Here is a 275-nt window from a genome sequence, read left to right as displayed (position 1 = left end):
TTGATTTTAACCGCAAAGTTGCCCTAGAAGGTGCTCGGTATTGGAGTAAGGAGTCAGGTAGCCTGAGTCAATTAATTAACCAAATTGATGAGAATGCTGAAGCGATGGAATTAGGAGAAATTGCGAAAAAACACATGAAGGATGAATACACCTGGGAAAAAATCGTCCAAGAGTACGAGGAATTATTTTTACAATGAAAGTAAATATACTCATGTCGACCTACAATGGTCAACAGTTCTTAGCTGAGCAAATTCGCTCTATCCAAGAACAGACTT

1 pseudogene is annotated in these 275 nt (G+C 38.5%); it reads left to right on the top strand.

Features of this window, described 5'->3' with window-relative positions:
* A pseudogene (locus C1G53_RS02495) lies at positions 1 to 197 on the top strand (glycosyl transferase); the annotation flags it as partial.
* Between the last annotated feature and the right edge of the window lie 78 nt (positions 198 to 275).

Origin of the sequence: Streptococcus suis, from assembly GCF_002960445.1 — a bacterium.
GTDB classification, from domain to species: Bacteria; Bacillota; Bacilli; order Lactobacillales; family Streptococcaceae; genus Streptococcus; species Streptococcus hyiners.
The sequence above is the reverse complement of the archived record's forward strand: the minus strand, read 5'-3'. Positions and strand labels throughout refer to the sequence as shown.